The sequence below is a fragment of the Vibrio sp. 2134-1 genome (genome assembly GCF_033339495.1).
In genome coordinates this window covers 1-527 of record NZ_JAWOUS010000919.1, presented here as the reverse complement: position 1 = coordinate 527, position 527 = coordinate 1, and the positions used below count along the sequence as shown (strand labels likewise).

Here is a 527-nt window from a genome sequence, read left to right as displayed (position 1 = left end):
AGCTCAAAAGGAGTGTGGTTTACGTTGACTGCAGTGACTGCCGTTATTTCGGTGATTTGGCCGTTACCTGTGTTTGGCAACTGGTTAGCGATGTTGATCACGGCTTCTGCACTCGTGCTTACGTTTAAGGAGTCTCAGGTGAGATTAAACAGTAAGCAGATGATTTTTGTCACTTTGGCGTTGATATTGACTCAGCAGGTGTATTTGTTTGCTGCGACGAGCGTCTCTTCCAGCGGTTTTTGGTCATTGGTGTTTATGACGTTCCACTATCCGATATTGATGCTGTTGTTCATCTTTATGGCAAGAAGATTGACTCATCAAAATCAGTACCAAGAAGAGCTCAATCTGTCAGAATAATAAGTACTTCGGTATCAAGTAAAAAGCCTCGCAATTCGCGAGGCTTTTTGTGTTTTAGGTGCTTAATTCTGTAAAGCTACTTTTATAAAGCGAGAGCTAAGCGTTAAGAACAAATTTCTCAATTGCTTTCGCTACGCCGTGGTCGTCGTTACTTTCAGTGATGTAATCTG

1 pseudogene is annotated in these 527 nt (G+C 42.1%); it reads left to right on the top strand.

The annotated features are described in order from the left end of the window. Nucleotides 1-357, top strand: a pseudogene (locus R7R78_RS29260) (DNA mismatch repair protein MutT); the annotation flags it as partial. Nucleotides 358-527: the final 170 nt, after the last annotated feature.